Here is a 23778-nt window from a genome sequence, read left to right on the forward strand (position 1 = left end):
ATGGCTCGTCGTTCAGCCCTCGAGACTCGGCCTTCGGCCATGCGCTTCGAGGGCTGAACGACGAGCCCGCGCCGAAAACCTTGGGGTCGGTGTTGTCGAGCCTTTCGCTTCGCGGGCGAGTTCCAGCGAGACGAAGACGTTTCGCCGCTGGGCGCGTTGGTCTTTCGCCTCGCTTCGCTTCGGCCGGTTTTCGGTGTTCGAGGGCTTGTTGTTGTGTGGTCGAGGCTCGGGGTTCGGTCATGCGCTTGGAGGGGTGAGCGACGAGCCCGCGTCGAAAATATTTGGGTTGGTCTGCTGAATCTTTCGCTTCGCGGGCGAGTTCCGGCTTCGCCGCTGGGCGCGTTGGTCTTTCGCCTCGCTTCGCTTCGGCGGGGTTCGGTGTTCGAGGGCTTGTCGTTGTGTGGTCGAGGCTCGGGGTTCGGTCATGCGCTTCGAGGGCCGAACGACGAGCCCGTGTCGAAAACCTCTGGTGTTGGCGTTGGTTGGCCTGACGGCTCCGGCGTACGAAGGCGCGTCGCGGGTTGCTCGGTCTCGCCGCTCGTACCCGCTCCGGCAGCGCCGCGCGTCCGAACGGCGGGACGGGTGTGGTGCTGTCCGGGGTTGGCGGAGGTGGCGGTGAGGCGAGGGTCGGGCCGCTAGCATCGGGATGTGAGTTCGGGGCAGGAGCGTGCGGTGGGGCCGGCTTTCGTTGTGTGCGGGGATAATCCGCTGGTCTACCAGTTGGCGTTGCGGCTGGTGACGCGGTTCGCGCGGGCCACGGTGACGGTCGTCGTGCCGAATCTGGAGGGAAGTTACATACCGCAGCTCGAGCGGCTCGAGCGGGTGCGGATCCAGTGTGCGGAGCGGATCGACGAGAAGACGTTGCGGGCCGCCGGGGTAGCCGAGGCGCGGGCGTTGGCGCTGGTGGATCAGGCCGATGTGGAGAACTTTCACGCGGCGTTGCGGGCGAACGAGCTGAATCCGGGAATCCGGCTGGTCATTCGGATGTTCAATACCGGCTTGGGTTTTCGCATCCGGACGTTGTTCGCCGACTGCGTCGTGCTGTCCATGTCGGAGATGGCGGCGCCCTCGTTCATCGCGGCGGCGGCCACCGAGACTGCCTTCGACTATCTGCGGCTCGCCGATCGCACTCTCTACGTGGGGAATTCGGCCGATACGCCGGTGGATCGGGTGGTGTGCGGACTGGTGGAGGGGCCCGGTGCCGAGATCGCGCTGACGCCCGTCGCACCGGCCACCGGACGGGTGCTGGCGCTGTCCGGGCGCGAACCGTATTCGCCCGGGGCGCCGCGGGTCTGGCTGAGCCTGATCCGATATCTGGTCCGGCACGACCTGATTCGGCTGCTGATGGGGCTGATCGGGCTGATCGCACTCGGCTGCTGCCTGCTCGTCCTGGTGGGAACCGGCTGGGGTGCGGCGGTGTACGAGACGATGCTGGATGCGGCGGGTTCGGCCGCGCCGGAGCCGGAGAAGACCGCGACATTCAAGGCGGTGCAACTGGGCATCACCTTCCTGGGCTTGGCGATGACGCCGGTCGTGACCGCGCTCGTGGTGGGCGGGGTGGTGCGGGCGCAACTGTCCGATATCACCGTGCCCGATCCGGCCCGTTTCAGCGATCACGTCATCGTGGCCGGGCTCGGCAATGTCGGCAGGCGCGTTCTCGAGCAGCTCAGCGATCTCGGGGTTCGCGTGGTCGGGTTGGATCACGACGAGAACGCGCGCGGTGTCGCGCAGGCGCGTGCGCTCGGCGCGCCGGTCATCATCGGCCAGGCGACGTGGGATGACACGCTGCGGGCCGCCGGTGTTTCGCGGGCGCGGGCACTCGTGCTGGCCACCAGCAGCGATGCGGTCAATCTCGAGGCCGCCATGCTCGGCCAGTCCTATCGCGACGATCTGCGCGTGGTGCTGCGCCTGTCCGACGACGACCTCGCCGACCGGGTACAGCGCAGTCTGCAGAAAGCGGTGGTGCGCAGCGTCTTCCAGCTCGCCGCCGACGGTTTCGCGGCGGCGATGAGTGAACGCCGGGTGATCGCGACTCTCGCGGTCGGCGCGGCCACCCTGATGGTCGCCGAGCTCCCGGTGCAACCGGGTTCGGACCTGGTCGGCAAGCCGCTGGACACCGCCGACCTGCCCGAACACACCCGTGTCATCGCCATGCAGCGCAGCGGGGGCGCGCGACTCGAGTGGCAGCCCGCCCCGGATACCGAACTCGCCGAGGGCAGTCAGATCGTCGTGGTGACGACCCGGACCGGACTGGGCGAGTTGTTGCAGCGCAGCGAAGGCTTCGAAGGCGATGCGCCCGAGCCGGACACCATCAGCGCGTGAACCCCGCGCACAGCACGGGATTCGGCTTGTCCGGCCGGCTTCGCCGGCAATGATTCGCCCGGTCCGGGACTTGCCGCTGCGGTGGCCGGGTTCCCGCCGGTCCCGTTGATGAGGCAACGGCGAACGGCGCTCGTCCGGCGACGCCGGCGCGCGCTCGGCCTCGGGTTCGTACGCAGGTGGCGCGGGCGGGCGGGAGCCGCGAGGATCGACCGCTCGCGCGGTAGCGTGCCCGCATGGAGACTGTTCCGATTCAGGTGCCCGATGGTAGTACCGTGCCGGTGCGGTTGGTCGCGGCGCGGGGGCAGCACCGGCATCCGATCACGCCGGATGCGCCGCGGGCTGTGGTGGTGATCATCCCGGGGCTGGGGGTGCCGGGGGTCTATTACGGCGATTTCGCCCGGGAGCTGGCCGGGCGCGGAGTCGACGTCGCGATCGGGGAGCTGCGCGGGAACGGCGACAGCCGGCCGAAACCGGACGCGGGCAGCACCTACGGCTACCACGAGCTCGTTTCGGTGGACTTCCCGGCGATCTTCGAGGTGGTGCGCGAACGTTTCCCGGACAGCACCCCGATTCTGTTGGGGCACAGCATGGGTGGGCAACTCGGCGTGATGTACGCCGCGCGGATCCGCGGACGCCTGGGCGGACTGATCCTGATCGCCTCGGGCACACCGTATTTCCGCGGGTACAGCGGCGTCTTCCGCTCCGGAATGCTGCTGGGGCCGGCCGCCATCTCACTCACCGCCAATATCGCCGGCTTCTGGCCCGGCGACCGCATCACCGCCGGTGGATTCGGCCGCCAGTCCAAGGTGCTCATCTCCGATTGGGCACGGCTGGCCCGCACCGGCCGCTTCGTCCCCGTCGGTGCGGATATCGACTACGAGGAACGCATCTCGCGCCTGAAGCTTCCGGTGCTGTCGATCACCCTCGAGGGTGACGAGCTCACCCCGCGCGGTTCGGCCGAACATCTGCTGGAGAAGTTGCCGAACGCCGCCGTGACTACCTGGCACGAGCCGAAACCGTTGGGGCACAACGGATGGATCACCGATCCGCGCAGCACGGTCGACCGGATCGAAACCTGGCTGCGGGACCGGTGATTCGGGCGCGATCCGGCATCAGGATCTGGGTGAGGAATTCGTAGATCAGAGCGTGATCGGCACGGTGCCATCTGGTTGTTGTTCGTTCATCAGGATCTGAGTGAAGAACTCGTAGATCAGAGCTGCCTGAAACGCCATCTGTTTGTTGTCGGCCGCTCCGCCGTGTCCGCCCTCGATGTTCTCGTGGTACCAGACGGTGTGGCCCTGTTCCTCGAGCAGCGCCGCCATCTTGCGGGCGTGACCGGGGTGGACGCGGTCGTCGCGGGTGGAGGTGGTCAGCAGGATCGGCGGATAGGGCCGGTCGGCGCGGGCATTCTGATAGGGGGAGTACTTGCTGATGTACTCCCATTCCTCGGGCTTGTCCGGGTCGCCGTATTCGGCCATCCAGGACGCCCCGGCCAGCAGCAGGTGGTAGCGCCGCATATCCAGCAGCGGCACCTGGCAGACGATCGCGCCGAACAGTTCGGGGTACCGGGTCAGCATGACGCCCATCAGTAGCCCGCCGTTGCTGCCACCCACCGCACCCAGCTGTGGCGCGCTCGTAATGCCTCGTGCCACAAGGTCTTTCGCAATCGAGGAGAAGTCCTCGTAGACTCGGTGCCGATCGGCCTTCAGGGCCTGGGTATGCCACTGCGGCCCGTATTCGCCGCCGCCGCGGATATTCGTCATCACCCAGGTGCCGCCGCGCTCGAGCCACCCCATCCCGGACGCGCCGTTATAGCCCGGGGTGCGGGAGATTTCGAATCCGCCGTAGCCGGACATCACCGTCGGGCCGGCCTGTCCGCGCCGATCGCGATGCCGAATCACGAAGTAGGGCACCATCGTTCCGTCATCGGACCGGGCGAAGAACTGTTCGGTCTCGATGCCCTCGGCGTCGAAGAAGCCGGGTTCCTGTTTGAGCAGCGTGGTCGGCCCGCCCACCGAACCGGACAGCAGGGTGGCGGGTGTGGTGAAACCGCTGGAGGTGAGCATGAATTCGTCGCCGCCCTCGAGCGGGTCGAGGTTCATCACATTGGTGGTCGCCATCGGCGGGACGTCGGCGAGGGATTCGCGCGTCCAGCCGCTGTCGCTCGGAGTCAGGACGTAGAGCCTGGTCCGCACGTCCTCGAGGGTGATCAGCAGCAGGTGGTTCTCGGTCCAGCCGTATCCGTGCAGCGCGGTGTGCTCGTCGGGGGTGAAGATGGTCTCGAAATTCCTTGCACCGTCCAGGAATTCGTTCAGTCCGAGAGTGATCAGCGCGCCCGCGGGATAGGTCGCGCCGCCCACCTCCCACGGCGTCTTCAGCCGCAACAACAGCCAGTCCCGGTACCAGGACACCGAGGCGTCGGTGGGGGTTTCCAGGCGGCGGAGTCGATGGCCGCGTTCGGGCCCGGACGCGCCCATCGCAGGGGTGCCGTCGTCCTCGATCAGGTAGGCGATCTCGTTGTAGAAATCCGTTGCGCGAGAGACGAAATGGCGTTCATACCCGGGAGTGCGGTCGTATCCGGCGGAGACCGCGACATCGCTCGCCTCGCCCTCCAGGATCGTGTACGCATCCGCCAGTGGGGTGCCGCGCCGCCAGCGCTTGGCGATCCGCGGATAGCCGGAGTCGGTGAGCGAATCCGGACCGAAATCCGTTCCGACATAGACCGAATCGGCATCGATCCAGCTCAGCTGTGATTTGGCCTCGGGGAGGTAGAAGCCGCCGTCCTCGGGCGCGCGGAACTGTTTGGTGCGCATGTCGAATTCCCGCACCACCTTGGCATCCGCCCCGCCGCGGGACAGGCTGACCAGGGCCAGGGACTGCGCGGGTCGCAGCACCGCCGCGCCGGCCCACACCCAGTTCTCCTCCTCGGCCGCGGCCAGGGCGTCCAGATCGATCAGCACCTCCCAGTCGGGGTGCTCGGTCGCGTAGTCGGCGAAGCTGGTTCGCCGCCACAGGCCCTTGGGATGTTCTGCGTCGCGCCAGAAGTTGTAGAGCCACTGCGCGCGCCGGGTCGGATACGGAATGCGGGTATCGGTGTCGAGCATGTCCAGGATGCGATGCTCGAGCTCGTTGAACCGGTCCGTGGTGGCGAACCGCTCGACGACCACGTCGTTGTGCGCGCGGGCGAAATCCAGCGCCCGATCGCCCGTCACCTCCTCGAGCCAGAGGTAGGGATCGGTCTGCTGCTCCTGCGCGCCACTCATAGCTGACATTCTTACCGAGGACGTCGCGGTCCTCGCGACGAACTGCTGTGCGCATTCGTGGCGGGCCACCACCCACGGCGGCGAGACCGGGCGCGGTGACTAGACTCGTCGCCGTGACTTCCCACTACGATGTCGTCGTTCTCGGCGCCGGGCCCGGCGGTTACGTCGCCGCGATCCGTGCCGCACAGCTCGGATTGCGAACAGCGATCGTCGAGCAGAAATACTGGGGTGGGGTGTGCCTGAACGTCGGGTGCATTCCGTCCAAGGCCCTGCTGCGCAATGCGGAGCTCGCGCATATCTTCACCAAGGAAGCCAGGACGTTCGGTATCTCGGGCGAGGCCAGTTTCGACTTCGGCGCGGCGTTCGACCGCAGCCGCAAGGTCGCCGACGGCCGCGTCAAGGGCGTGCACTTCCTGATGAAGAAGAACAAGATCGATGAGTACGACGGGGCCGGTACGTTCACCGACGCCCACACGCTCTCGGTCGCGTTGAGCAAGGGTGGCCGCGAGACGATCACGTTCGACAACGCGATCATCGCCACCGGCACCGAGACCAAACTGCTGCCGGGTACGTCGCTGTCGCGGAACGTGGTCACCTACGAGGAGCAGATCCTCACCCGCGACCTGCCGGGGTCGATTCTGATCGTCGGCGCGGGCGCGATCGGCATGGAGTTCGCGTACGTCCTGAAGAACTACGGCGTCGACGTGCGGATCGTGGAGTTCCTGGACCGCGCGCTGCCGAACGAGGACGCCGACGTCTCCAAGGAGATCACCAAGGCGTACAAGAAGCTGGGCGTCACCATCACCACCGGCGCGTCGGTGCAGTCCATCGAGGACAACGGTTCGAAGGTTTCCGTCTCGATCAAGGACAACAAGTCCGGTTCGGTGGAGACCGTCACGGTCGACAAGGTGCTGCAGGCCGTCGGTTTCGCCCCCCGCGTACAGGGTTTCGGCCTGGAGGCCACGGGTGTGCAGCTCACCGATCGCGGCGCGATCGCGATCGACGACTACATGCGCACCAGCGTCCCGCACATCTACGCGATCGGTGACGTCACCGCGAAACTGCAGCTCGCGCACGTCGCAGAGGCGATGGGCGTGGTCGCGGCCGAGACCATCGCCGGTGCGGAGACCCAAGCGCTGGGCGACTACCGGATGATGCCGCGCGCCACGTTCTGCCAGCCGCAGGTCGCCAGCTTCGGCCTCACCGAGGAGCAGGCCCGCGCCGAGGGCTACGACGTCAAGGTCGCCACCTTCCCGTTCACCGCCAACGGCAAGGCGCACGGCCTGGGCGACCCCACCGGTTTCGTCAAGCTCATCGCCGACACCAAGTACGGCGAACTTCTCGGCGGCCACCTGATCGGCCCCGACGTCTCCGAACTCCTGCCCGAGCTGACCCTCGCGCAGAAGTGGGACCTGACCGTCAACGAACTGGCCCGCAACGTCCACACCCACCCGACGTTGAGCGAGGCGTTGCAGGAAGCGATCCACGGCCTCGCGGGCCACATGATCAACTTCTAGACTCCCCGCCTCTCCGCGACTACAGCGTGTCGTCGTGTGCCCGGAGACTTGCGCTTCGGGCCGGCGATCCGGTGCGCGGTCGCGTTTCGCCGGTGAGTTACCCATGTTCATGCGAGACCTGTTGTCGCGCATGATTTGCGGTCGTGACGTGTCGGCGAAGTGCCCTTCGGTTTTCGAACCGGAGGGCACTTTTCGACGATGTACCCAAGCTCATGCCGCGCCAGGTGGCGCGTGCCGTAGAGGTCACTTCACCGTCCACTTGGGAGTAGCAGCCGCCCGGCGCAACTCGAGTCATGTGCTCCTGCCCCGCGCATGGGCGCCCCGTCGGCATCGGATGGCCGGGCGGGCGCCGATAAGATGAACCAGCAGCGGCAGATTCGATAACTGTTTCTGCCACTTCACAATTCACTCGCGGTGGTAGGCGGCCTGGGCGGCGCGGACGGTATCCATGTTGCCTTCGAGGATGACTATCAGGTCGTGGATTTTCTCGGCTACCCGGGCGCCGAGGGGGGTGAGGGTGTATTCGACGTGCGGGGGGATCGTGTGGTGGGCCTCGCGGTGGACCAGGCCGTCGCGTTCGAGCGTTTGCAGGGTTTGCGAGAGCATGCGTTCGCTGACGCCGTCCACGCGGCGGCGCAGGGCGTTGAAGCGGTAGGGGCCCTCGCGGAGGGCGGCCAGGGCCAGGATGCCCCAGCGGCTCGCGACATTCTGCAGGACGGGGCGCGATGTGCAGTTTCGGGCGAAGACGTCGGGTTCCAGCGAATCCAGCGCCGCGTCGGCGCTCTCGGTCGGCTGGATGTCCCGCGTGCTCATGACCGCAATACTACCGATCGGCATGGTAGTGACATGCCGCACAGTAGTTTCGGAATGCGTGGTACTTACTATTAGTTAGTTCAGGATGATTTGTACCTGTTGAGGAGGTAGATGTGACTGTCGCCGTCACCGGAGCCAGTGGTCAGCTGGGTCGTCTCGTGGTCGAGGGGTTGTTGCGCAGGAATGTCGGACCGATCGTCGCGATCGTCCGGAATCCGTCGAAGGTGGCCGATCTGGCCGAGCGAGGTGTGCAGGTCCGGCAGGCGTCCTACGGCGATGACGAGGCGTTCGACCGCGCGCTCGCCGGGGTCGATCGGCTGCTGCTCATCTCCGGCACCGACTTCGGTGACCGGGTCGCTCAGCACACCGGAGTCATCCGCGCCGCCGAGCGCGCCGGGGTGCGACTGCTCGCCTACACCAGCATCCCGCGGGCCGATGAGAACCCGATGGCTCTCGCTCTGGAACATCGCGGTACCGAGGCGGTATTGGCCGAATCGACTGTGCCGCATGTCTTTCTGCGCAACAGCTGGTATTGGGAGAACTATGCCGACCGCGCCGCCGCGGCGGCCGAACACGGCGTACTGCACGGCAGCGCGGGCGAAGGCCGGGTTTCCGCGGCCGCCCGCGCCGACTATGCCGAGGCCGCTGCCGCCGTACTCGCCACCGACGGCCACGCGGGCCGCAGCTACGAACTCGGCGGTGACAGCCTCACCTACCCCGCTCTGGCGCAGATTGTTTCAGAGGTCTACGGCAAACCGGTCGACTACTCGGACGTACCCGAGTCCGAATACGCCGCAGCCCTGGAAAGGAACGGCCTGCCCACCCCGATCGCCCAGGTCCTCGCCGACGCCGACACCGGCATCCGCAACGGCTGGCTCGATGTCACCTCCGGTGACCTGGCCGAACTCATCGGCCGCCCCGCCACACCCGCGGCGGAGGTCTTCCGCGCCGCTGCCGCTGAGTAATTCGCGACCCGCCCCGAATCGGCCGCTGGCGCAGGCTGATTCGGGGCGGGTTCAACGAGTGGAAAACGGCCGGCGGATTGCCGCGGCGCGCTCCTCGTCGATACGCCGTTGAGTCTCGTGGAGTGCGGTGATTCGCTCGCCGATCTCGCCGAGCTCCACGTTCACGTGCACAGATACGCTGGTCTCATCCACATCCAGTAGCGAGGCGATGTAATCGCGGGCATCCTGTTCGGCGTTGGCGAGAGTGCGAGTTTGTGTGACTCCCACTCCCTCGATATGAAGTTCCCATCCTTTGGCCCACTGTCGGGCCTCCACCGTATAGGTCATTGGAGCCATCCTTCCGGCAGGTCCGGTAGCTTGCCGATGATGTCGCGGACGACGCCGGTAGATGGCTGGGTGGCTAGTGGTCGGTTTGGATGCGCAGGGTGGTGATGGTGCTGGCCAGTCCCTCGTATTGGTTTGTCAGCAGGACAATTTCGATGAGGCGCCGCTCGTCGTAATGGGCGGACAGCGCCGACCAGCCGACGTCGTCGATGTCACGGCTCCGCACCAGTTGATCGACGGCGGTCAGGAGGGCGCGTTCCTTCTCGGACCAGCCGGAGGCCTCGGGGCCCTCGCGGAGGCGGTCGAGGATTTCGCGGGTCACTCCGGCGCGTTTGCCGAGACGGATGTGGTGATCCGTCTCGTATTCGCAGTTGCGCAGGTGGGCCACGCGCAGGATGACCAGTTCGGTTTCGTACCGGCGTAGTTTGCCGCCGGGCATCAGGCGGCCGGAGAAGTGCAGCCAGCCGCGGAACAGCCCCCCGGTGCGGCCCAGGGTGCTGAACAGATGGGCGTCGGGAGTGCCCGCCGCACGCGAAAGTATTTGCCAGGCAACCCAATTCACCGGTCCGAGTTCACGCAGGCGGCCCGGTTCGATACGCGGCTTCGTCGTCACCATGCCTCACGCTAACAGGTGCCCGCGATCGACGGCGACGGTCGATATCTGGCGTGGACCGGTTCGGGAGCGCCTCCCCACCCGCGGACCGCTGTGAGCGGACCGGGATCGGCGCACAGCGAGAACATCGACTTCTTCGGCGCCATCGACATCGACGCTGAACTCGCCGCTCTCGGCCGGACCGGCTACCGGTCGCCGCGCGTGCGCGGGCTGTTCCGCCACGGGGATCATCCGGCAATCACGGTTCAGCGATCCTTTGCAACAGACTTACGAGTTGGCGGCGTTCGGCCCCGCTGAGCCCACTGGTGACCACGATTTCGGCGTCGCGCCACGCGACTCGCACCGCCTCGACCGCCTGTTGCCCTCGTGCGGACAGGCGCAGCCGGATCACTCGCCGGTCGGAATCGTCGTGGGTGCGCTCCACGAAGCCGGAACGCTCCATACGGCTGATGGTCTTGGCGATCGTGGGCTGCTCGATACCCATGCGCTCAACCAGTTCGGCCTGGGTCGACTCCGGGTTCTCGTGGAGGTCGACCACGATGAGCTCCTGGCCGGGGTGCAGCCCGAGCTGGGCGAGCCGCTGCGTCAGATCGGCCCGATGTGCGCGCGCGGCGAGAGCGAGAGCGTAGCCGACGGGACCGGCGGCCCGAGCGATGTCGCGGCCCGATCGAGTGGGTGATTCCATAGTCGGCTATTGTACAGTCGGCTATTAAATAGTCGGCTATGTAATCTAGAGACCGGAGACACCATGGCCCATCTACTGCACATCGACTCCAGCGCCAGAAGGGCGTCTTTCTCCCGCGAAGTCTCGGCAGTGTTCGCCGCCGAGTGGCGTACTGCACATCCCGGCGGTGACTACACCTATCGCGATCTGGGGTTCGATCCCGTGCCGCCGGTCGATGAGGCCCGCACCGAGATCGCGACCCAGGCGTCTGCCGCGGGAATCCGGGAGCTGGCAGGGCATGTCGAGTGTGGTGCGAACACCGGCACAGGAGAGAAGCTGGGCGGTCAGCCGGCCGCTCATCGAGGAACTCCTTGCCGCCGATGTCTTGCTGATCGCGAGCCCGATGTACAACTTCTCACTCCCCTCGACGCTCAAGGCGTGGATCGATCAGGTCTCCTTTCCCTGGCTGCCGCTGGCTGGGCGGACTGCCGTCGTGGTCACCGCCAGGGGCGGCTCGTACGCGCCGGGAACACCACGTGCGGTGCACGACTACCAGGAGCCCTACCTGCGGGCCTATTTCGAGATACTCGGGCTCACGGATCTGCATTTCATCCATACCGGACTGACCAACGCGCTCCATGTGCCGTTCCTCGCCGAGTTCGAGGACGCTCACCGGACCTCGCAAGCTGCCGCGTTGAAAGCCGCTGCCGCGCTCGGCACCTCGATCGGGTCACGACAACCACCGTCGAGCTGAGTCAAACACTCCTGCAACAACTTTCAGCCGGGCGCTCGCCTGCCCGGGAACAACGGAAATCGGAGAAACATGGATACGGGAATGAAGGGCCGGGTGGTCTTGGTGACCGGCGCCTCCAAAGGCATCGGCGCTGCCACGGCTCGCGCGTTCGGGGCCGAGCGGGCTCGAGTAGCGATCACCTACCACACCGACCGCGCGGGCGCGGAGACAGCGGCCTCGGCGGTCGAGGCGGCCGGCGGGGAGGCGATGGTCGTGCCGTTGCGGCTCGCCGATTCCACCACCGCTACGGCGGCGGTGGAAGCGGTCACCGAGCGGTGGGGTGATATCGAAGTCCTCGTCGCCAACGCGGTCGATTGGGGTGGGGACGCCCCGCCCGACCCGAGTGTTCGGTTCGAGGATGTGCCGCTCGAACACTGGCACAGAATGATCGGCGCCAACCTGATCGGCGCCGTGGCGGTGATCCGGTCGGTGCTGCCGGGCATGCGCAGGAACGGCTGGGGGCGGATCGTACTGATCTCCTCCAGCGTCGCCGAGGAAGGCATCCCCGGACCCGGCCCATACGGCACGGCCAAATCCAGCCTGTACGGCCTGTCGCGCAGTCTCGCCTGGGAGGGTGGCCGGGACGGCATTCTCGTCAATGTCGTCGCGCCCGGGCTCACCCTCACCGAAACCAGGGCGGCGTTTCCCGACGCCGTGATCGCCAAGCTTGCCGCGGGCACCCCGACCCGGCGACTGTCCGATCCCGACGATGTCGCCCGCCTGATCGTGTTCCTGGGATCGGACGCCAACCGCAACCTCACCGGGGAGGTCCTTCGAGAAGGATCCTCCGCTGCACGCGCCCCACACGCCGGCGGATAGCGGTAGTGGCGCGACCGGCCGGGACCGGTGGCCCGGCTCGCGCCGAGTGGGAAATAGTGGGTGGACAACCCTGCCGGACAGCGTATCTAGTACGACTTCGAGTGCGGGACCACCTGTGGGGCCGCAGGTGTGTAGGTGTTCGGCTGGATGGCAGGGGCGGTCGGCTGGGCTTGTTCGGTGGGCGAGGCGGCGGTGGCGAGCGTGGTTTCCGGCGCGGGCGCTGGTTGCGTGGTGCTCGGCGGGGGCGTTGTCGTCGGCGTAACCTGTTGTGAGACAGCCGAAGACGTCGGCGTCGTGTTGGGCGTGGTCGAGGTCTCACGTATCGCGTAGAGCACACCGGCCGCGGCGACCGCCGCCACCAGGATGCCCGAGCCCGCCGCGATCGCGAGCCGCCGACCGTGCGGCGGGCGGTCGGCGCCGATCCTCGACTCCGACGCGATCCGGGCGGACGCCGGGCCGGCCGCTGACGCCACGCTCGGCAGCGCGGGTATCGACTCGCCGTTCGGTGACAGGGGCAGCGGCTCGGAACCCGTTGGCGAAGGCGTTGATTCGGCAACGGGCAGCGCGGGCGTCGGCTCGGCCGTCGAGTGTGATTCGGCGCCTGGTTGATCAGCGATCGGTGGCCGAATCATCGACTTGCCGACCGGTCTCGGGAGTGTGGGGTCGGCGAGCGCTGAGGCTTCGACTGGTTGCGAGGTCGCTGAGCCGGGAGCCGGTGGCGGGAAGGATCGATCGGCAACCTGCTGCCGGGACGCTCGGTCGTCGGCCGGTACTGGCGAGGCCGGTTCGGCGGCTGATTGTGAGGCTGCTCGGTCGGCGTCGACTGGTTGCCGAGGCGTAGGGGTGGCGGCTGACGGGGGGTGGGCAGGTGGGGCGACCGGCGGCGGAGGCGCCGGCTCGGCTACAGGTGAGTGGAGCATCGGGCCGACCGAAAATATATGTGGCCGTGCGGATCCCCAGCGCACCGTAATGTCGGCCGGCGCCAGGCACCGTGTCGCCGCCTCGGCCAGGGCGGTGCAGCTGGCGTATCGGTCCGCCGGCGATTTGGCCAGTGCCGTGGCGATCACGGCGTCCAGTTCGGCGGGGAGTTCCGGGCGCAGGGCGCGGGGTGCGGGCGGCGGTGCGGTCAGGTGTGCGCCGATCACGGCTGCCTGGTCCTTGCGCGGGTACGGTGGCCGGCCGGTCAGCAGCTGGTACAGGGTGCAGCCGAGGGAGTAGATGTCGGCGCGGCGGTCGGCGGGTGCATCGGTGAATCGTTCGGGGGCGGCGTAGGCGAAGCTGGCGGCGATTCCGGACATGGTCACGGTGTCGTCGAGGGTGCGGGCGATGCCGAAATCGGTCAGTACCGCGCGCTCGTTGTGCCGGTGATCGGTCTCGATGAGCAGATTCGCCGGTTTCACGTCCCGGTGCAGCACCCCTTGGTCGTGCGCGTAATCCAGTGCGCGCGCGGCGTCGTCGATCAGCCGCACACCGCGCTCGGGGGCCAGGCCGTCCGGATGATCGCTCAGCAGTGCGGCCGCGTCGCCGCCGTCGACGTAGCGCATCGCCAGCCACAGATCCGGATCGTCGGCGGCGTTGCGGTCGTAGACGGGGACGATATTGGGGTGATCGAGCCCGGCCGCGAGGTTCGCCTCGCGATCGAAGGCCAAGCGCGCCTTCGGATCCAGCGTGAAGGTGTCGGTGAGCACCTTCAGCGCCACCCGGCGGCGCAGACGCGGGTGTTTGGCCAGGTACACCGTGCCCATCCCACCGGAGCCGAGCAGGCGTTCGATGGTGAACTCGTTGAACACAGCCCCCGGCTGCAAACCCACTGCCGAACCTCCCCGACGCACACGTCGACCGCGCTGGTGAAACTGTGCTGCGGCCCAGAGGGAATGTAGCGCAATCGACCCGGCACTGTCCTCGGCAATCCGGGTCGGCAGCGGCGGCCACCGCGTCTGTTGCGATGGCGTGCGAGGTCGAGTTGCGGTGTTCGGTGGTCGATCTCCCGATGCATGCGTCGATGCGCTCGTGAACCGCATTGCAGCTCAGTGGGAATGACCTCGGGCGGGAAACGGTCCTATCGCAACACGTACGGCGAGATGGAGCTGCGGTGTTCGCTGATGTCGAGAGATTTACCCAGTGGCGGGAAGGCGCGCTGGGGGCAGTTGGCGCGTTCGCAGACGCGGCAGCCTGCGCCGATCGGGGTGACCTGGGGGTCGTTGAGATCCAGGCCGTCGGCGTAGACGACGCGTCCGGCGTGGCGGAGTTCGCAGCCCAGGCCGATGGCGAAGGTCTTGCTGGGCTCGCCGTAGCGGGTGGCGCGGCGTTCCACGGTGCGGGCGATCCACAGGTAGCGGCGGCCGTCGGGCATCTGCGCGATCTGGGTCATGATCCGGCCGGGATAGGCGAAGGTCTCGTAGACGTTCCACAGCGGGCAGGTGCCGCCGGAGGAGGAGAAGTGAAATCCGGTGGCGGACTGCCGTTTCGACATATTTCCCGCGCGGTCCACACGCACGAAGGAGAACGGCACACCGCGCAGTTTCGGGCGCTGCAGGGTGGAGAGGCGATGACAGATGGTTTCGTAGCTCTGCGTGAAATGCGCCGAGAGACGCTCGATGTCGTAGCGGAAGTCCTCGGCGATCTCGTGGAAATGCGAGTACGGCAGCACGGTGGCGGCGGCGAAGTAGTTGGCCAGACCCAGTTTCGCCAGGATCCGGGTGTCCTCGGAGGCGAAATTACCCTCTTCGACCAGTTTGTCGATCAGTTCGCCGCATTCCAGATAGGCCAGTTCGGCGGCGAGTTTGAACACTCGCTGCCCGCCCGAGAGGTGCGGGGCGATCTCGAGTCGCCCGGCCTCGGCGTCGAAACGGTGTAGTACGCCCTCGCCCAAATCGATTCGCTCGATGATCTGGACGCCGTGCACAGTGGACAGGCGACGCGCTATCTCGCGCTTGAGATCGCCGCCGTGGAAGCGCATCCGGTTGGTGAGTTCCTCTGCGGCGGTATCCAATTCGTGGATGTAGTTCTGCCGCTGATAGAAGAAGTCGCGGACCTCCTCGTGTGGACGGGAGATCGCGCCCGAACCGCTGCCGTCGGAGAAGCGGTCCTCGGTGGCCGCGGCGAGCTGGGCGGTGGTGTTGCGGTAGCGGCGGTGCATATTGACCATCGCGCGCGCCAGACTCGGATGCGCCGAGACCATATCGGCGATCTCCTGCGCGTCGGCCTCGATCGCGAGCTCCTGGTCCATCACCACTTCCTGCAGCTCGGCGATCAGCCGGGTATCGTCCTGTGAGGAGAAGAAGCTGGTGTCGACGCCGAAGACCTCGCTGATGCGCAGCAGCACCGGCACCGTCAGCGGGCGCACATCGTGTTCGATCTGGTTGAGGTAGCTCGCCGAGATGTCCAGCTTCTTGGCGAGCGAGACCTGGCTCATACCCCGCTCCGCGCGCAGCTGACGAAGCCGCGACCCGACATAAGTCTTGGCCATATGTCCACTTTAGGAAGCCTTCGCAGCATTGCCAATAGTCGATTAACAAATCGGCTGAGCAATATGTCACAGCCCCGCGCTACGGTCGGACTCGTGCTGCTCTCGGACGTCGTGGAAGCCTCGCGGACCGTGCGGGCGACCTCATCGCGCAAACTCAAGATCGCCACCCTGGCCGACTTACTCGTCCGGGCGGGCGGCGGTGAGCTGGCCCCGGTCGTCGCGTGGGTTTCGGGAGAGCCGACACAGGGGCGGCTCGGCGCGGGCTGGCGCACGTTGTCCGCGATCGATGCCGCCGCGGCGACGGAGGCGGTGCTGACGGTCGCCGAGGTGGAACACGCCCTGGACGAGCTGGCGGCCGCCGCGGGAAAGGGGTCCTCGGCCCGTCGTCAGGAATTGCTGACCGCGTTGTTGAGCGCTGCCACCGAGCCGGAACGGGAGTTTCTGGTGCGACTGCTGACCGGTGAGCTGCGCCAGGGCGCGCTGGCCGCGCTCGTCGCCGAGGCGGTGGCGAGTGCGGCGCAGGTGCCGGTGGATCAGGTGCGCCGGGCATACATGCTGTCCGGGCGGCTGCCGGTGACCGCGGTGGCGGCCATGACCGGAGGTGCGGGGGCGCTCGCGGAGTTCGGCCTCGAAGTCGGGCGGCCGATCCGGCCCATGCTCGCCTCGCCCGGTGCGACGCTGGACGGGGCGCTGGCCGAGTTCGGCGGCGAGGTGAGTGTGGAGTACAAGCTGGACGGCGCGCGAATTCAAGTGCACCGCAAGGGATCCCAGGTGTGGGTATTCACCAGGACGTTGCGCGATATCACCGCCGGGGTGCCCGAACTGGTTCGACTCGTCACCGAATTACCCTGCGACAGCGTAGTTCTCGACGGCGAGACGCTGGCATTGGACGATTCGGGTCGGCCCCGGCCGTTCCAGCAGACGATGAGCCGATTCGCCACCTCCGATATCGCGCCGACCGTCGCGGGGCAGCCGATCACCTCGACGCGCGATCTGCTCCTGCATCCCTATTTCTTCGACTGCCTGCACCTGGACGGCGCGGACCTGCTCGATGCACCGCTGTCCGAGCGTCGGGATGCGTTGGCGAAAATAGCTGCGGCACATAGTATCCCGGCGCTGGCGCGGCCGGATGCGGAGGCTGCCGCCGACTATTTCGACGCCGCCCTGGCCGCCGGACACGAGGGGATCGTGATCAAATCGCTCACCACGCCCTATGCGGCGGGACGTCGCGGCCGGGCCTGGCAGAAGATCAAGCCCACGCACACGCTGGATCTGATCGTGCTCGGCGCGGAATGGGGATACGGCCGCCGCACCGGCTACCTGTCCAATCTGCACCTGGGTGCGCGCGATCCGGACGGCGGCGAACCGATCATGGTCGGCAAGACCTTCAAGGGCCTCACCGACGCCCTGCTGCGCTGGCAGACCGAGGAATTCCCCCGCCACGAGCGCACCCGCGACGCACACACCGTCTACCTGCGGCCCGAGCTGGTGGTGGAGATCGCCTTGGACGGGGTGCAGGTCAGCTCGCGCTATCCGGGTGGTGCGGCGTTGCGATTCGCCCGAGTCGTGCGGTACCGGCCCGACAAAGAGGCCGCCGATGCCGACACCATGGACGCCGTGCGAGCACTGCTGTAGCTTCGGCCTCCGCTTCAGCCGCCTCGGCCTCCGATTCGCTCCGGCCGGTTCGCGGCCCCGCGGTTGGTGTTGTTCGCGGTTGGCGGAACGAGAGAGTGTCGTTTCGGACCCTCGGACTTGGATTGGTTCCAGGGGAAGCGGCCCGACGTAGTTGACTGACTAGACACTCTTTTATAGGCTTTCGGACATGCCCAGACCTCGAAGTGCGGACCGGCGAAGCGCCATCCTGGCGGCAGCAACCCGTGTGATCGCGTCCCAGGGGCTGGGCGCGGCGATGGCCGCGATCGCGAAGGAGGCAGGAGTTTCCAATGGTTCCTTGTTCCTCTATTTCGACACCAGGCCGACCTTGCTGAACGAGCTGTATGTCGAGCTCAAGACCGAGATGGGGACCGCGGCGATCGTCGGCTTGCCCGCGGACGGCGCCCCGCGCGAGCAGGTGCGTCACATGTGGTGGCAGTGGCTGCGTTGGGCGATGAACAACCCGGACAAGCGGCGGACGTTGGCCCGGCTGGAGGTAGCGGCTGACATCACCGCCGAGAGTCATCAGGCGGTGCGTCAGGCGCAGGTCGGCATGGCGGAACTGCTGGAGCGCAGCCGCGCGAACGGCCCCATGCGGGATGTTCCGCTCGGTTTCGTGCTGACCCTGGTGACCGCCATGGCCGACGCGACCATGGACGCCATGATTCGCGAGCCCGCCCAGCCCGACGGTTACGGCGATGCCGCGTTCGAGGCGATCTGGCGAGTGCTCGCGGGCTCCTGTCCCCCAGCGGACGACTGATTTCACACCAAGACGGCAAAGGAACCATCCATGAACAACTCGGCCCGCACCCCTTCCCCGGGGCAGGCGTGGATCATCACCGGTCCCACTTCCGGCATCGGCCGTCGCACCGCACTCGAGCTCGCCGAGTACGGCGTTGTTGTCCTGGTCGGTCGAGACCCGAACAAGCTCGGTGAGGTCGAGGCCGAGATCAACGCGCGGCCAGGCGGTCACGCGGTATCGGTCGTCTGCGACCTCTCCGATATCCGGCGTGTACGACTGGCGGCGGCGGAGATCATCGCCCTCGGTCTTCCGATCGCCGGCATCGTTAACAATGCCGGCATCATGCCGGTCCGGGCGGGTCGAAGCGCGCAGGGGTGGGACCTTGCCTTCGCGACCAATCATCTCGGGCCATTCGTGTTCACGGAGACGCTCATCCCGCATCTGCCCGACGGCGCGAATATCGTGTTCACCTGCTCGGGAGTTGAGGACCCCGAGCGGAAGCCCGCGGTCGTCGCCGGATTTCGCGGTGGCCGCTACCTCTGCGCGGAGGCGAGCGCCCGCGGCGAATGGATGCCCGGCGGTTCGTCGAATCCGGGCTTCGATGCCTATGCGACTTCCAAGCAGTGTGAGCTCGCGACGGTTTTCGCATTCGCTCGGGAGACGCCGCGTCTGCGCTTCAACGCCGTCGAACCCGGTTTCAACCCGGGAACCGGGCTCGGTCGCGATGCGAATGCCTTCCTCCGGTTCATCGCGAAGTATGCGATGTCGCCGCTGGCGCCCCTGATCAAGTACTGGAGTACTCCGAAGCGCGCTGCCCGTGTCATCACCAAGGTCCTGACCGACAAATCGGACGCGACCGGCGTCTACTACGACGAGAACGGCAAGCCCATGCTCGCCTCCGCGCAGGTGCGCGACCCCGAGTTCAGCGATCGGGTTGTGGCGGAAACCCGTGCCCTACTGGCCACAGTGCCCACCACGACGGAATGAGCGGCACTCAGGTGATCAGGAGGTGAGCGCGCCTACCGCCCCGAGTCGAGCCATTGCCAGTTCATTCACAGTTTTCTCGCGGAGGTTCTCGAGGTAGCGGGCGCAGGATCGATAGTTGTCGGGTTCGACCGGCGCGGATCAACTGCCCTGATCCGTCATCCCAGCCATCGGCGGCGCTGCACTCCCTCGCCAGCGCCGCCGTTAGGCGTTTTGGGCGATCTGCTGGCAACTTATCAGCGTCTTCTCAGGTGAAAGACCTGGTCGACGAGGGTGCCCGGGAGCACAATCACAGATGGGGGTTGAACCGTTTTCCCGCTGCCGGCGCCGTTGAACCTTGGCCGCGGCGCCGGCAGCAACTTTTTGGTGTCACGTGGCCGGTGCTCCGTGCGGGCCCGCCGGTTTGTACCGCCGAATCAGGGTCCGTATTCGTGGTGGTCGCTCAGATCCGGTAGTCGGCAGCGTCCCGCGACGACCTCCGCCGCCAGATCGTCATAGGCGACGGCCAGTTGACTGAGCCGTCGCCAGGCATCGCTGATCACCCATTCGGGCGCGGTGGTCAGAGTCAGGTAGGCCAGCGCCGAGAACTGCGCCAGCCGATCGATCACGGTGCCCACCGTCTCGGTATGCAATCGCACACCGCGGTGGGCGTGGGGTAGCTCCCGCGCGACCCAGCGATCTATCTCGTGTACCAGGTGCGCTCTGCGCCGATCGATATCGGCGGTGACCCCGGGACTCGCATCGAGCCGCTGTTCGTGCAGCTCGGCCAGCCGACACGCGGACCGCAGCACGAGGTTTTCCCCGTGCGGCAGACCCCGGCAGGCGTCCAGCAGCAGGTTCTTCGGTGGGAGTGGTTCCACGCCGGATATATTGCCCGCCAAATATTTCCGTATAGCAACGGAGGATGGTACGGGGTCAGACCAGGTCCACCCGGACGCCCGCGTCGCGGATGGCGGCAATGGCTTCTGTGTCGGCCGCGGTGTCGATGACCAGGATGTCCACGTCTTCGATGGGGCAAATGCGGGCCAGGGCAGTGGTTTCGAGTTTTTCGGCAGTGGCGACCACGATGACGCGGTCGGCACGACGGACCATTTCGGCGTTGATACCGGACTCGTCCAGGTGGCGACCCTGGGCGCCGCCCGCGGCGGTGATGGCGTTCACGCCGAGAATCAAGGTGTCCAAATGTAATTGGGCCATAGCGCGCTCGGCCAGCGGACCGTGCAGTTCGTACGATTCGCGGCGGGCCTGGCCGCCGATGCAGATGGTGCGCAGATGCGGGCGCAGCACGAGTTCGCCCGCGATATTGAGCGCGTTGGTGACGATGGTCATCGGATTGTCCGCCGAGGTCGGCAGATCCGGGCGACCAGCCAGGGCGCGGGCCACCGCCGTGGTGGTGGTGCCACCGTTGAGGCCCACCACCTCGGTCGGGTTGACCAGCGCCGCAGCGTATTCCGCGACGCGCTGTTTGGGTTCGTCGCCGGTGCCGCGATAGCGGGCCGGCAGATCGTAGGCGACCGAGGTCGCCACGATACCGCCGTGTGTGCGGGTGGCCAGCTGCTGATCGGCCAGGGAGGTGAAATCCCGCCGGATGGTGGCGGGGGAGACCGAGAGGATCGCCGCGGCCTCCTCCACGGTCAGCCGTCCGGACTCGGAGAGCAGTTCCAGCAGGCGATTCCAGCGCTGAGAACGGTCTGTCGCGGCGGTCATTTCACGCTTCCGGCGGTCAGACCCGCGACCAAGCGCTTCTCGATCAACGCGAACAGGATGACAACGGGCACCACGCCGACAGTAGAGACGGCGAACACGTACTGCCAAGCCGTGTCGTACTGTCCGATGAACTTGGTCAGCGCCACCGACAGCGGCTGATTCTCCGGCGTGGTCAGAATGACCAGGCTGGCGGCGAATTCGTTCCAGCAGGAGACGAAGGCGAAGATGGTCGCGGTGACGATGCCCGGCCACACCAGCGGCAGGCTCACCCGGGTCAGCGTCTGAATTCGGTTGAGCCCGTCCAATTGTGCGGCCTCCTCGATCTCCACCGGTACCGAGGCGAAGAAACTGTGCAGGATCCACACCGCGAAGGACAGATTGAACGCGGCGTTGACCAGAATCATCGCCAGCCAGGTGTCGTTGATGCCGAGTGCGAAGAACTCCCGGATCAGACCCGTCACCAGCACCACGGGTTGCAGCATCTGGGTGACCAGAACCAGGCCGAGGAAGGCGAGCTTGCCCGGAAAGCGCCGTCGCGCGGTGTAATACCCGGCCGGGATCGCCACCAGCAGCACGATCACCGTGGCGCACACCGAGATCACGATGGTGCTGACCATATTGAACGGGAGCGGTGTTTCCGGTGTCTGCCACATGGTGCCGTAGTTGCCGGGACTCCACTGGTGCGGCAGGTAACTCGGCGGAATGTGCAGGATCTCCGAACGCGGCTTCAGCGAGCCGAGCACCATCACGATGTACGGGATCAGGAAGATCAGCGCGATGACGACGCCGACGATCGTGAGATCCCAACGCCGCCCGGAACGTTTCGGCCCGGTGGGCGAAACGGATTGCGCGGCAGCAGGTTCAGTGGGCTCGGATACCGTTGTCGCGGTCATCGATTGCGACGTCATCGCGCTTCCTCTCCGGCCGGGCGGATCAGTTTCATGTAGATCACGATGATCACCACGATCAGCACGAAGTTCAGCACGCTCAGCGCGGCGGCGGTGTTCAGCTCCTGATTCTGCTGAATCAGTTTGAAGGTCAACGTCGTCGTGGTGTCCGCGCCGAATCCGGCGATACTGCCGGTCAGCACCTGCAGGATGGGCAGCGAGTTGAATACGTTGATGATGTTGATGATCGCCGCTACCGCGATCGCCGGACGCAACTGCGGCAGCGTGAGATAGCGGTACCGCTGCCATGCGCTCGCGCCGTCCACCCGGCCCGCCTCACCCAACTCGGCCGGAATCGATTGCAGCCCGGCGAGAATCGTGTAGGTGGTGAACGGGATGGAGACGAATACCGCGACCCCGATCGCGACCAGGAATGCCGGGCCCGCCTGTTTGGTGAATCCGAAGCCCCGGTGCAGGACGCCGATATCGACCAGGAAGCGGTTGGCGATCCCGACATCCGGATCGAGCATGTACGCGAAGACCGTCGTGGTCATCACCACCGAGGCCGCCCACGGCACCAGCACCGCCAGCCGGACCGCGGTGCGGCCCGGAAAATCCTTGTTCAGGAATTGCGCCAGCGCCGCGGACAGCACCAGTGTGATCAGTACGACCGCGACCACCCACACGACCGTATGCCCCAGCACGCTGCCCAGCGCGCTGATCCCGAACAGCCTGCGGTAGTTGGCCATTCCCGCCGGGCCCAGATCCTGCCCGTACGAGGTGAGCTTGCGGGTGGAGGTCCAGATCATGTAGGCGGCAGGGAACGCCACGATCGCGGCGATCAGCACCAGCGCCGGGCCGATCCACGGCAGCGCGCGCAGCGTTGCCATGGATCGGCGCGGAACCGATGCCGCCGTGGCGCTGGTCAACTCGCCGCCTGCTGGATGGTCTGCAATACCTTCGCCGGATCGGCGCCCTGGGCGACGGTGCCGAGCTGCTGCTTCATCGCGCCTTCCACCTTGGCCCACTGCGGGTTGTTGCTCGGATAGAACTTGGCTACGGGAAGCGTTGCGCCGAAAGCCTTCACGACCGGATCGTCGGCCATGGCCTGAGCGCCGCTGGTGGTCACCGGGATGAAATGCTCGGCCTTGACGAATCCGGCGTAGGTCTTCGGCTGGTAGAAGAAGTCCAGGAACTTCTTGATCGCCGGCCGCTTGTCCACCTTCTTCTTGAACGCCATCAGATGATCGGCGACGCCGAGGGTCACCGGCGCACCGTCCTTGGTCGGCGTCGGCGCGGTGGCGTACTTCAGGCCCGGATTCTTCTGCTGGATCATATTGATCACCGGCGGCAGGCCCTCGATCATGCCGATCTTGCCCTGGATGAAGACGTTGATCAGCGGGGTGCGGTCGGTCGCGCCCGGATTCGGCTGTGTCGCACCGGCATCGGCGATCGCCGCGAGCGCCCGCACGCCCTCGAGGTTCTGCGGCGTGTCGACCGTGAGGTTGTTACCGTCGGACCAGCTCCCGCCCGCACCGAACGTCCACAGCGAGGTCTCGGCCTGCGTCTCCTCCTGACCCAGCGGCAGGCCGTAGCCGGAGACGCCACCGCCGAGGGCCTGGATCTTCTTCGCGTCGTCGGTCAGTTCGGCCCAGGTCTTCGGGGGCGCGGCGATACCCGCCTTCGCGAACAGATCGGTGTTGTAGAACAGCGTCCGGGTGGACGCGAACAGCGGTAGCGCCCACTGTGTTCCGTTCATCGAGGCGTTCTGGACGAAGCTGTGCTGCAGATCGCTCAGCACCGACGGGTCGGCGATATCGCTTGCGGGATAGAGCTTCCCGTCCGAGGCGTAGGTCGAGTACGCGTCGATGTTGAGCAGGTCGGGTGTGCTGGACTCGGATTGCAGGTCGGTGCGGACCACGTCGGGGATCTGTTTCCACGACTCCATCTGCAGATCGACCTTGATGCCCGGGTTCTGCTTCTCGAAATCGGCGATGATCGAATCCCATTCGGCCTTCGTGCCGTCGCTGTAGATCGGCGCCAGGAAGGTGATCGTGTTGGGATCGTCGGCATTGGATTTGCCGCCGCCGAACCCACAGGACGAGACGGTCAGCGCCAGGCCGGTGGCCAGCGCGAGCGCGGACAACGCGCCGCGGAGTGGACGTTTCACGAGAGAGCCTTTCAATGCTGCACACCCGGCGGGGCGAACGCGGATGATGAAGCGAACGGGTCGATTGGTCCGA

At 66.6% G+C, this 23778-nt stretch carries 21 protein-coding genes; 9 read left to right on the forward strand and 12 right to left on the reverse strand.

All coding sequences use genetic code 11. The features are described 5' to 3' along the window. Positions 1–648 precede the first annotated feature (648 nt). Both NV1_RS25195 and NV1_RS25200 read left to right on the forward strand, forming a co-directional pair. On the forward strand, positions 649–2322 hold the full coding sequence (locus NV1_RS25195; RefSeq protein ID WP_067896194.1) for an NAD-binding protein: 1674 nt from the start codon (positions 649–651) through the stop codon (positions 2320–2322). Positions 2323–2555: 233 nt separating this feature from the next. Continuing rightward, positions 2556–3416 (forward strand): alpha/beta hydrolase family protein, encoded by an 861-nt coding sequence (locus NV1_RS25200; RefSeq protein ID WP_067896197.1) that lies wholly within the window; start codon positions 2556–2558, stop codon positions 3414–3416. Positions 3417–3461: 45 nt separating this feature from the next. Here the strand turns inward: NV1_RS25200 and NV1_RS25205 are convergent, their stop codons facing one another. Continuing rightward, positions 3462–5585 (reverse strand): prolyl oligopeptidase family serine peptidase, encoded by a 2124-nt coding sequence (locus NV1_RS25205; protein ID WP_067896200.1) that lies wholly within the window; start codon positions 5583–5585, stop codon positions 3462–3464. 113 nt (positions 5586–5698) lie between these two features. On the opposite strand from NV1_RS25205, the gene lpdA reads away from it, so the two are divergent. After that, positions 5699–7102 (forward strand): dihydrolipoyl dehydrogenase, encoded by a 1404-nt coding sequence (lpdA, locus tag NV1_RS25210; protein ID WP_067896203.1) that lies wholly within the window; start codon positions 5699–5701, stop codon positions 7100–7102. Positions 7103–7507: 405 nt separating this feature from the next. Here lpdA and NV1_RS25215 read toward each other — a convergent pair whose 3' ends face one another. Further along, positions 7508–7915: a winged helix-turn-helix transcriptional regulator gene (locus tag NV1_RS25215; RefSeq protein ID WP_067896408.1), complete on the reverse strand. Its 408-nt coding sequence runs from the start codon at positions 7913–7915 to the stop codon at positions 7508–7510. Positions 7916–8028: 113 nt separating this feature from the next. Here NV1_RS25215 and NV1_RS25220 point away from each other — a divergent pair, with 113 nt between their 5' ends. Then, the gene (locus NV1_RS25220) at positions 8029–8880 is read left to right on the forward strand and encodes an SDR family oxidoreductase (RefSeq protein ID WP_067896206.1); all 852 of its coding nucleotides are present in this window, start codon (positions 8029–8031) and stop codon (positions 8878–8880) included. A gap of 51 nt (positions 8881–8931) precedes the next feature. Here NV1_RS25220 and NV1_RS25225 read toward each other — a convergent pair whose 3' ends face one another. From NV1_RS25225 to NV1_RS25240, 3 genes are all read right to left on the reverse strand, one after another. Continuing rightward, positions 8932–9207 carry a hypothetical protein gene (locus NV1_RS25225; protein WP_067896209.1) on the reverse strand — a complete coding sequence of 92 codons (276 nt, stop codon included), beginning with the start codon at positions 9205–9207 and terminating at the stop codon, positions 8932–8934. 73 nt (positions 9208–9280) lie between these two features. Then, entirely contained in the window at positions 9281–9820 is a 540-nt protein-coding gene (locus tag NV1_RS25230; RefSeq protein WP_067896211.1) for a carboxymuconolactone decarboxylase family protein, read from the reverse strand. Positions 9821–10055: 235 nt separating this feature from the next. After that, on the reverse strand, positions 10056–10502 hold the full coding sequence (locus tag NV1_RS25240) for a MarR family winged helix-turn-helix transcriptional regulator (protein ID WP_067896219.1): 447 nt from the start codon (positions 10500–10502) through the stop codon (positions 10056–10058). Between the two features lie 277 nt (positions 10503–10779). Here NV1_RS25240 and NV1_RS25245 point away from each other — a divergent pair, with 277 nt between their 5' ends. Both NV1_RS25245 and NV1_RS25250 read left to right on the forward strand, forming a co-directional pair. After that, complete coding sequence (locus NV1_RS25245) at positions 10780–11235, forward strand: FMN-dependent NADH-azoreductase (RefSeq protein ID WP_218027209.1); 456 nt, start codon at positions 10780–10782, stop codon at positions 11233–11235. A 69-nt stretch (positions 11236–11304) separates the two neighbouring features. Next, positions 11305–12093 carry an SDR family NAD(P)-dependent oxidoreductase gene (locus tag NV1_RS25250; protein ID WP_067896222.1) on the forward strand — a complete coding sequence of 263 codons (789 nt, stop codon included), beginning with the start codon at positions 11305–11307 and terminating at the stop codon, positions 12091–12093. A gap of 86 nt (positions 12094–12179) precedes the next feature. Here NV1_RS25250 and NV1_RS25255 read toward each other — a convergent pair whose 3' ends face one another. Together NV1_RS25255 and ramB are read right to left on the reverse strand one after the other, a co-directional pair. Further along, complete coding sequence (locus NV1_RS25255; RefSeq protein WP_169813395.1) at positions 12180–13904, reverse strand: serine/threonine-protein kinase; 1725 nt, start codon at positions 13902–13904, stop codon at positions 12180–12182. 248 nt (positions 13905–14152) lie between these two features. Then, on the reverse strand, positions 14153–15562 hold the full coding sequence (ramB, locus tag NV1_RS25260) for an acetate metabolism transcriptional regulator RamB (protein ID WP_067896227.1): 1410 nt from the start codon (positions 15560–15562) through the stop codon (positions 14153–14155). 93 nt (positions 15563–15655) lie between these two features. On the opposite strand from ramB, the gene NV1_RS25265 reads away from it, so the two are divergent. The 3 genes from NV1_RS25265 to NV1_RS25275 all read left to right on the forward strand — a co-directional run bounded on the left by NV1_RS25265 (position 15656) and on the right by NV1_RS25275 (position 18944). Next, positions 15656–17197 (forward strand): ATP-dependent DNA ligase, encoded by a 1542-nt coding sequence (locus NV1_RS25265; protein WP_067896412.1) that lies wholly within the window; start codon positions 15656–15658, stop codon positions 17195–17197. Positions 17198–17384: 187 nt separating this feature from the next. After that, the gene (locus NV1_RS25270; protein WP_067896230.1) at positions 17385–17975 is read left to right on the forward strand and encodes a TetR/AcrR family transcriptional regulator; all 591 of its coding nucleotides are present in this window, start codon (positions 17385–17387) and stop codon (positions 17973–17975) included. 30 nt (positions 17976–18005) lie between these two features. Then, on the forward strand, positions 18006–18944 hold the full coding sequence (locus NV1_RS25275; protein ID WP_067896233.1) for an SDR family NAD(P)-dependent oxidoreductase: 939 nt from the start codon (positions 18006–18008) through the stop codon (positions 18942–18944). A gap of 413 nt (positions 18945–19357) precedes the next feature. On the opposite strand, the gene NV1_RS25280 is transcribed toward NV1_RS25275, so the two are convergent. The 5 genes from NV1_RS25280 to NV1_RS25300 are packed head-to-tail and all read right to left on the reverse strand — an operon-like array spanning position 19358 to position 23705. Then, on the reverse strand, positions 19358–19801 hold the full coding sequence (locus tag NV1_RS25280) for a DUF4254 domain-containing protein (RefSeq protein WP_067896236.1): 444 nt from the start codon (positions 19799–19801) through the stop codon (positions 19358–19360). Positions 19802–19856: 55 nt separating this feature from the next. Beyond that, a complete protein-coding gene (locus tag NV1_RS25285; protein WP_067896239.1) occupies positions 19857–20648 on the reverse strand; it encodes a DeoR/GlpR family DNA-binding transcription regulator in 792 nt (263 codons plus the stop codon). Beyond that, a complete protein-coding gene (locus tag NV1_RS25290; protein ID WP_218027210.1) occupies positions 20645–21556 on the reverse strand; it encodes a carbohydrate ABC transporter permease in 912 nt (303 codons plus the stop codon). Before NV1_RS25290 ends, NV1_RS25285 begins: the two co-directional genes overlap by 4 nt. After that, positions 21553–22464 carry a carbohydrate ABC transporter permease gene (locus NV1_RS25295; RefSeq protein ID WP_245713909.1) on the reverse strand — a complete coding sequence of 304 codons (912 nt, stop codon included), beginning with the start codon at positions 22462–22464 and terminating at the stop codon, positions 21553–21555. The genes NV1_RS25290 and NV1_RS25295 overlap by 4 nt, the downstream gene beginning before the upstream one ends. After that, the gene (locus NV1_RS25300; RefSeq protein ID WP_067896245.1) at positions 22461–23705 is read right to left on the reverse strand and encodes an extracellular solute-binding protein; all 1245 of its coding nucleotides are present in this window, start codon (positions 23703–23705) and stop codon (positions 22461–22463) included. The genes NV1_RS25295 and NV1_RS25300 overlap by 4 nt, the downstream gene beginning before the upstream one ends. Between the last annotated feature and the right edge of the window lie 73 nt (positions 23706–23778).

Source organism: Nocardia vaccinii NBRC 15922 (assembly GCF_001613305.1).
GTDB classification, from domain to species: domain Bacteria; phylum Actinomycetota; class Actinomycetes; order Mycobacteriales; family Mycobacteriaceae; genus Nocardia; species Nocardia vaccinii.